This window comes from Pollutimonas bauzanensis (genome assembly GCF_040393045.1).
GTDB classification, from domain to species: Bacteria; Pseudomonadota; Gammaproteobacteria; order Burkholderiales; family Burkholderiaceae_B; genus Pollutimonas; species Pollutimonas bauzanensis_A.
On sequence record NZ_JBEBUX010000164.1, the window covers coordinates 1 to 8,229 of the forward strand.

The 8,229-nt window shown below is 55.0% G+C and carries 8 protein-coding genes; 4 read left to right on the top strand and 4 right to left on the bottom strand.

Annotated features, from left to right (window positions below):
- Positions 1–174: 174 nt before the first annotated feature.
- Entirely contained in the window at positions 175–1,104 is a 930-nt protein-coding gene (locus tag ABWO67_RS17950; RefSeq protein WP_353154267.1) for a phosphoribosyltransferase family protein, read from the top strand.
- Positions 1,105–1,256: 152 nt separating this feature from the next.
- Complete coding sequence (locus tag ABWO67_RS17955; protein ID WP_353154270.1) at positions 1,257–2,423, top strand: alpha-hydroxy acid oxidase; 1,167 nt, start codon at positions 1,257–1,259, stop codon at positions 2,421–2,423.
- 36 nt (positions 2,424–2,459) lie between these two features.
- Here the strand turns inward: ABWO67_RS17955 and ABWO67_RS17960 are convergent, their stop codons facing one another.
- Both ABWO67_RS17960 and ABWO67_RS17965 read right to left on the bottom strand, forming a co-directional pair.
- The gene (locus ABWO67_RS17960; protein ID WP_353154272.1) at positions 2,460–3,062 is read right to left on the bottom strand and encodes a phenylacetic acid degradation protein PaaY; all 603 of its coding nucleotides are present in this window, start codon (positions 3,060–3,062) and stop codon (positions 2,460–2,462) included.
- A 129-nt stretch (positions 3,063–3,191) separates the two neighbouring features.
- Positions 3,192–3,554: a DUF4148 domain-containing protein gene (locus ABWO67_RS17965; protein WP_353154274.1), complete on the bottom strand. Its 363-nt coding sequence runs from the start codon at positions 3,552–3,554 to the stop codon at positions 3,192–3,194.
- A 214-nt stretch (positions 3,555–3,768) separates the two neighbouring features.
- Here ABWO67_RS17965 and ABWO67_RS17970 point away from each other — a divergent pair, with 214 nt between their 5' ends.
- Positions 3,769–4,659: a LysR family transcriptional regulator gene (locus tag ABWO67_RS17970; RefSeq protein ID WP_353154276.1), complete on the top strand. Its 891-nt coding sequence runs from the start codon at positions 3,769–3,771 to the stop codon at positions 4,657–4,659.
- A 47-nt stretch (positions 4,660–4,706) separates the two neighbouring features.
- Here ABWO67_RS17970 and ABWO67_RS17975 read toward each other — a convergent pair whose 3' ends face one another.
- Together ABWO67_RS17975 and ABWO67_RS17980 are read right to left on the bottom strand one after the other, a co-directional pair.
- Positions 4,707–5,777, bottom strand: a complete 1,071-nt coding sequence (locus tag ABWO67_RS17975) for a PA0069 family radical SAM protein (RefSeq protein ID WP_353154278.1) — start codon at positions 5,775–5,777, stop codon at positions 4,707–4,709.
- 87 nt (positions 5,778–5,864) lie between these two features.
- Positions 5,865–7,004: a winged helix-turn-helix domain-containing protein gene (locus ABWO67_RS17980; protein ID WP_353154281.1), complete on the bottom strand. Its 1,140-nt coding sequence runs from the start codon at positions 7,002–7,004 to the stop codon at positions 5,865–5,867.
- Between the two features lie 93 nt (positions 7,005–7,097).
- Here ABWO67_RS17980 and ABWO67_RS17985 point away from each other — a divergent pair, with 93 nt between their 5' ends.
- Complete coding sequence (locus tag ABWO67_RS17985) at positions 7,098–8,225, top strand: aminotransferase class V-fold PLP-dependent enzyme (RefSeq protein ID WP_353154283.1); 1,128 nt, start codon at positions 7,098–7,100, stop codon at positions 8,223–8,225.
- The last annotated feature ends 4 nt before the right edge of the window (positions 8,226–8,229 follow it).

The window sequence follows — 8,229 nt, forward strand, 5'->3', positions numbered from 1 at the left end:
CACGACCCCTTGGTTCGTAGCCAAGTACTCTATCCAACTGAGCTACAGCCGCTGTGAAAGAGGCGTAACTATAACATAAAATTTTCTTCCACGCCGGGCGAGCCTGCGCTCCGATATAGAAACCTGGCGCCACCAGCCTAAAATGCAGACTGTCGCAACACAGAGAGATACCGCATGAACACCCCGCCAGCTGCCTTTTCTTATGACTATCTTCGTATCGAAGCCGTTATTGCAGGACTCGTCCCCGCATGGCGAACAGCAGGCTTTGACGCTGTAGTGGCCATCGCCCGGGGCGGCTTGGTGCCCGGCACCCTGGTATCCACCGGACTGGATCTGCCCTTGTATGCTTTGCAGTATTCCCGTGAAAACAGGGACGTATCCTGGTACACGGTCAATCAGCCCGCCGGCCCTTGCCGAATTCTTCTGGTTGAAGATATTGCCGGACGCGGCACAACGCTGTCCGACAGTATCGCCTTTCTGCAGGCGCTAGGTCATGAACTGACCGTTTTTACCCTGGCATACGATGCGCAATCCCGCGTCACACCAGACTATGGGCTTAATATCCCCGACGGCTATCGGGCCTGGTTTCCATGGGAAAGAGAATCGATTACTCCGGCGTTCGACGCCACGCATAATCGTCCTGGCCAACCGGAATACAACTATGCATCGTGGGCAATAGATCTGGACGGCATATTGCTAATGGACTTGCCTGAAGACGAATACGCCCAGGCATTACAAGAAACCCTGGCGCGCCGCGATCAGCTGCTGCCCAATAAAAACCTGCCGCAAGTGGATCTGGCCAATGTCACGATCATTACCGGCCGCCCCGAACAAGACAGGTTACGCACCCAGGCCTGGCTGGATCAGCATGGCTTTCATGGCCCGCTCATCATGCGCGACGAGGCTCGCCACACGCCCGAACAAACCGCAGCACACAAGGCCGAAGCCATTCTGTCCAGATGCCACACCCATTTCATCGAAAGCGATCCGATTCAAGCCCTGGATATCGCTTGCCGCACTCAGGTCGCGCGCGTAATGTGGTGGAACGGCTACAAAGCACTTATGGTATTCGCCAACGAGGTAAGCCACCTGCAAATGGCATGATGCGCATCGCAACGTGTCGCGGACGGCGGAAATTGCGCGGACATACGCAAACCAGCATTATCAGCCTGGGAAATTTTAGTTAAGATGTTTTACTTGTAAAAATACCGGCCGGGCTTAGCCTGCGCCCTACCAATAAATTCAGGAGACACTTCTTGTCCACCGCATCCAAAATCACCTGCGTTGAAGACTTTCGCCAATTGGCCGAACGCCGGGTTCCCAGAATGTTCTATGACTATGCCGACTCCGGCTCCTGGACCGAGGGAACCTATCGCTCGAATGTCACGGACTTTGAAAAACTGAAATTCCGCCAGCGCGTTGCCGTGGACATTGAAACGCGTTCGCTGCGCACGTCAATGATAGGAATCGATGTTGCCATGCCTGTCGCCATCGCGCCTACAGGACTGACCGGCATGCAGCATGCCGACGGTGAAATCCTGGGTGCCAAGGCCGCCGAAAAATTCGGCATTCCCTTCACGCTGTCCACCATGAGCATCTGCTCTATCGAAGACGTCGCCGCCCATACGCACAAGCCATTCTGGTTCCAATTGTATGTAATGCGCGACCGTGACTTCATCGAGCGCCTGATTGACCGTGCCAAGGCGGCAAACTGCTCGGCCCTGGTGCTGACCCTGGATTTGCAGGTGCTGGGCCAACGCCACAAAGATATCAAGAACGGCTTGTCCACCCCGCCGCGCCCTACCTTGGCCAACCTGATCAATCTCGCTACCAAGCCACGCTGGTGCATGAACATGTTAGGCACCAAGCGCCGTAGTTTCGGCAATATCGTGGGCCATGCCAAAGGGGTGGGCGACCTGTCTTCACTGTCGTCCTGGACCGCCGAACAATTCGACCCCGCATTAAGCTGGAAAGATCTTGAATGGATCAAGAAACGCTGGGGCGGCAAGATTATCCTGAAAGGCATCATGGACGCTGAAGACGCCCGTCTGGCGGTAGAAACCGGAGCTGACGCCATTGTTGTGTCCAACCACGGCGGCCGCCAGCTCGATGGCGCGCCCTCCTCCATATCCGCGCTGCCTGGCATCGCTCATGCCGTAGGCAAGGAAATCGAGGTCTGGATGGATGGCGGCATCCGGTCTGGCCAAGACGTTCTGAAAGCAGTAGCGCTAGGCGCCAAAGGAACGATGATAGGCAGGCCATTCTTGTACTCGCTGGGCGCCATGGGCGAAGCAGGCGTGACCCGCTGCCTGGAAATAATAGCTAATGAACTGGACATCACCATGGGGTTTTGCGGTCGTACCGATATTCACGATATCGACAGATCGATATTGCTGAATGGCGATGTCTTTGACCGCCCTTAAGGCTGCCGCCATATTGTAGGGTCCGCGAAGAAGACGCTATGGTCTCTGTCGCCCATCGGGGTTGACTAGATCTGGCGTTAGGCGGGCCCGATTCGGCTCTATTGCCGTCAGCGGATCCACCGCGCGCATGGTTTGCAGACACCGGCGTGCAAGGTGCTGATATTGTCGTGTTCCGTAAGATTTTCCGGCAATTTCAGCGTCGCTTAATTCGCGCAACACGTGAGCCGGTGCACCCACCGCCAGACTGCGTGGCGGAATAACGAGACCTCTTTTCACAAACGCCATCGCCGCCACAACGCTGGATTCCCCCACGACGGCCTGGTCCATGACCACGGCGTTCATGCCTACCATGGCATTGCGTTCGATGGTGCAGCCATGCAGCACGGCCCCGTGCCCGATATGCCCATCGACCTCGATCACGGTATCATTTTCGCCCACACCATGAATGACGCAGGTGTCCTGGACATTTGACCCTTCCTTAAGAACGATGCGCCCGAAATCGCCGCGCAAGCTGGCCAATGGGCCAATATACACGCCCGGCCCCACGATGACATCGCCGATCAATACCGCGGTCGGATGCACATAAGCGCTGGGGTCGACAACGGGCGTAATCCCGTCGATGGCATAGACTTTAAACATGAGGGCTGGTCTCCGGGAGTGTTATTGCTTATGGATGCATCAAACAACTGCCCAATTTACCAGCCCTCAAGTCTGCTCCACAAGCCCGCCCTCTTGACGAGACCTCATGGAGCTTATTTCACACAACACTTAGGCCGCAACATAAGCGTTAGGGTGGGACGAGGCATAGTCAAACAACTCAGCCTTGACTTCGGCGCGTGTCTTGGAGCTGCTCGTTCCGGCGGTTAGCGGATAGGCTTGTTCCCCTATGCTGACTTGCCCTGCAGCAATCGCGGCCGACAACTCTGCCTGCACTTGTGCGCGGTCTTTCGTATTGGCAGTACTAATTGCAACTGGGTAAGCCTGCTCACCATCGCTCATCAAACCCGCTCCTCGAGCTTGCTGCATGTCAGCGATAACCTCGGCACGAGTCGGGGTGGACGAGTCAGCAGCGTATGCTGCGCCGGTAAATACAGTTGCAGAAATCATCAATGCGCTAACTAAGGTTTTCATGGTAAATCCTATAATCAAAAATGAAGAAAAATCGAAATGGCTTGGTGCTGTGTTTGCCACCGTTGCCATGTAAGTGATTTCGATGGGTTCAGTATGCGGTGATTCGACACTGGGATAAACCCTGATTTATTACATTCATATTTCCATTTATATAAACAATAGCCACTTCCTATAGGATAATAGACACAGACTATTGATGAATTTGGAATAAACAATGACCCCATCGCTGGACAACATTGCGCTTTTTGTTGAGGTCGCCAAAACAGGGAGCTTTACCCGCGCGGCACAGGCGCTAAACATGCCGACCTCTACCTTGTCGCGTCGGATAAGCGAAATGGAACGTGATATCGGCGTGCTTTTGCTCAAACGTAGTACACGCAAGGTTGGACTAACCGAAGCGGGCTCGGTTTACTTTGAGCGATGCCAGCGGCTAGTCGTCGAAGCACAAATGGCCCACGAAGAACTGCTCGGGCTTACCCAACGTCCCAAGGGACGGCTACGCATTTCAATGCCCAGCAGCTTTGCAATGATGTACATGCCATTTATCATGCGCGACTTCAGCCAGCAGTTTCCGGAAATTGATTGCGAATATGACTTGGGCATACAAGCTGTCGACCTTCTGGCTGACCCATTCGATGTGGTAATACGCTATGGCTCCCAAACGGATTCAGGCGTTATTTCACGCCAACTCGGCAGTGCGCGGCTGGGGCTTTATGCATCGTCTGAATATCTTGCTCGGCATGGAACACCAACGACCCCTGCTCACTTACAAGAGCACAAATGCCTGCGCTCATCGGGAAGCAGTGTCGATTCCATTTGGGAGCTATCCTCGGTCGACAAGACTGAAAGCGTCACTGTCAGCGGGCCTTTGTCCGTCAATAATGTTGCGATGCTTAGTCGCATGGCAACGCTGGGCCTGGGCATAGTGCCGATGTCGGACGCCAAGTGCCCCACTCTTGCCACTGCAGGCTCTTTGGTTCGCATACTGCCGGAATGGAGCTTTGCCCCCATCCCCCTGCTTGCACTGTTTCCCTCGCGCCTGATGCCTGCCAAGGCCCGCGTATTTATTGAGTTCTTGATAACTCGGCTGGATACGGTTTTGTAAACGCTTAGCGCCAACGTATCTTTTTACTTGAGGCGGCAACCACGTCATCAAAACAGCGTTAATTGGGGCTGGGGTTCGGACGGGCGTCGAAAAAGATCCGTAGTCAATGCATGTCGAGTCTGGCTTAAGCCTGCTTTCGAACATGCCCTTCTGAACCTTTGCTCAAGAAGATCGGCGAAAACGCCTGCGCCTCTCATCCTGGTCCTGAAATCGGCATCGTATACTTTGCCGCCACGCATTTCCTTTACCTGGTTCATAACGTGGGCCTCTTTTAGAGGGTAGTGTTCGGCCAGCCATTCACGAAACAACTCCGCAATTTCGAGCGGCAAGCGCAATAAGACATAGGCGGCATTTATCGCCCCTGCGTCTTTCGCGGTGAACAGAATTTTTTCCAGATCGTGATCCGTCAACGCAGGGATAACAGGCGCCACAATAACCCCCGTTGGAATCCCTGCCTGACTGAGCGTACGAATGGCATCGATACGCGCCCCGGGAGTGCTGGCGCGTGGTTCCAAGGTTCTTGCAATATGTCTATCCAATGAGCCTACCGACATGAACACGCGCACCAGGTTCTTGCTAGCCATTCGGGCAAGCAAATCGATATCCCGCGTTACCGATGCCGACTTGGTGGTGATGGCGACAGGATGGTTGAATTCTTCCAGCACCGCCAAAATCGATGCTGTTATACCTAGCCGCCGCTCGATAGGTTGATACGGGTCGGTATTGGCGCCCAACGCTATGAGCTTGGGCACGTAAGACGGGTTCGACAATGATTTGCGCAGCACTTCAGCCGCGTTGACCTTGGCATACAGTTTGGTTTCAAAGTCCAGGCCAGGCGAATGGTCCAGATACGCATGCGTCGGCCGCGCATAGCAATAAATGCAGCCATGCTCACAGCCCCTGTATGGATTGATGGATTGCTCAAAAGGAATGTCGGGCGACTGGTTGCGGGAAATGATGGACTTGGCCGTCTCGAAAGTAACCGTGGTGGCTGGATTCGAGGCGGTGTCCCGATCGGCCGCGTCCCATTCGTCGTCGAATGATTCCCGTTGAAGCGCCTCGAAACGGGAGGTTCTATTCGAGACGCTACCCCTGCCCTTGATTGGCGTCGCGTGCATCGTTCCCCCTAACCATAACTGTATAAAAACACAGTATATAGCCACGCACCACCTAATTTCAATTCGAAAATGTAAAAGCGGCCACCTTCAGGAGGCGAACTGGAACTGGTCGAACTGGTGAAGCTTCTCTTCGATTTGCTTCGTGTGCAAAGACGCGTCGCCCCCACCCACCCAAGTCCATTGTTGCAATAACAGTTCTTGTCGCGTGCGATCCGCCTTCAGATCGACAACGGCCACGATCTCGCCATCGACCAGCACCGGAAGCCCCAAATATCCATAGACGCGCCGCTCCTTGGGCACGTAGGCTTCAAACACGTGCTCGTAATCGAAGAACAGTTTGAGCCTTTTACGTTGGATGATCAGCGGGTCAAAAGGCGAAAGAATATGCACGCCCTCTGTCGTTTCCGGAATGTCGGCCAACGTTTGCGGGGAGGCCCAATGCTCCTGCCTGCCCGCGCCATCGATCTCTGCGAGAACCAGGTCGCCCCGTCGCAGCCTGGTCTCGATTAGCCTGCGAACAAAAGGCTTGCGCTTGGGGTTCAGGTGGCAGATTGAATCCAGGCTAACCAGGCCCTGCGACCGTAGTGCCCTGTCGAGCAGATAATTTATGACTTGTTCTTCGGAGGCTTTCTTCGGCGGACGATCCCATTGAAAATGCCGTTCCATGAGTTCGTAGGTTTTCAACATCCCCACACGTTCGCTGACGGTCAGTTTCCCCGCATGAAAAGCCAATTGCAATGCGCGTTTTGACGGTTTTCGGCTTGCCCAGGCATGGTCTTTTTCAACCAGCACGTCATCGTCGATATCGCGGATCGACAGTGCCCCATTCTCCCGAATGCGCGCGATGACTTTACGAAGATCGCTTTCCGTCACGGCGTTGAACCAGCTTTTCGGCGACTTGCGCTGGAGCGCCATATCGGCCATGAAAAACTTCAGGTCGCTCGTAGGCACGTACGATAACGCGTGAGTCCAGTACTCGAAAACGGTCTTGTCGATCGTTTGCGCTTGCCGCAAGTGATCGCGCCGGTATGAAGGAATTCGCGTCCAGAGAATATGGTGATGGCAGCGTTCGATCACGTTGATGGTGTCGATTTGCACATAACCAAGGTGCTGGATCGCCGCAGGGGTAGCGGCAGCCCCTCTGCCGAAGGGCGCAGCCGTATCCAGCTTTTGGGCGCGCAGCCAGATATGCCGTGCTTGCAATTGGGTGAGCGGAAACGGAGTCATGAAATGTTAACAGCCCTCTATCGACGAAACCGGGTTGCGCTTATGATTAAGATGAGACCGTCCCGATTTCATTCTATTTTCCAGGAGAAGAACTTGCCTAGTTTACTGCCCAACATCGATCCCGATGGACTGCTGGAATATTCGGTGGTTTATACAGACCGTGCCATAAACCACATGTCGCAAACTTTCCAGGGGGTAATGAAAGACATTTCCCGAACCTTGAAAACAGTCTATAACGCCCAGGCGGCTATCGTCGTTCCCGGCAGTGGCACCTTCGGGATGGAAGCCGTGGCGCGGCAGTTTGCCACGGGCAAGCAATGCCTGGTCATTCGCACCGGCTGGTTCAGCTACCGTTGGACCCAGATTTTCGACATGGGCAACATCCCGTCAGGCACGACTGTCCTAAAGGCGCGTCCAGAGCACGGCGGCCGTCAGGCTGCCTATGCCCCGCCTCCCATCGAAGAAGTGGTGGCCGCGATCAAAGCCGACAAACCGGCTGTCGTTTTTGCACCCCACGTTGAAACCTCGTCGGGCATCATGCTGCCCGACGACTATATGCGCAAGGTCGCCGACGCCGTCCATGCCGAGGGAGGACTCTTTGTCCTGGATTGCATCGCATCTGGAACCGTGTGGGTCGACATGAAATCAATAGGGGTGGACGTGCTGATCAGCGCACCGCAAAAGGGCTGGACCGCTTCTGCGTGCTGCGCCTTGGTCATGCTTAGCGCCCTGGCGCGAGAAAAAATCGACAGCACTGTCAGCACCAGCTTTGCCTGCGACTTGCGCAAGTGGCTGCAGATCATGGAAGCCTATGAACAAGGCGGCTTTGCTTACCATGCCACCATGCCCACCGACTCACTTATCGTGCTGCGCGACGTCATGGCAGAAACCGAAGCCTATGGTTTCGATAAGGTGCGTGCCGAGCAGCAGGAACTAGGCAAGCAAGTGCGCGCGCTGTTGCTGAAAAAGGGCTTTAAAAGCGTGGCCGCGCAAGGCTTCGAAGCGCCTGGCGTAGTCGTCAGCTATACCGATGACGCGGCCATCCAGTCCACCAAGAAATTCGCATCGGCAGGCTTGCAGGCCGCGGCGGGCGTTCCGCTGCAGTGCGACGAAGGAGACGACTTCAAGACGTTTCGTCTCGGGCTCTTCGGGCTGGACAAGCTGCATCACATCGAACGGACGGTGGGAAACCTGGAAAAGGCGCTGGATGGCATGGCATAGACAG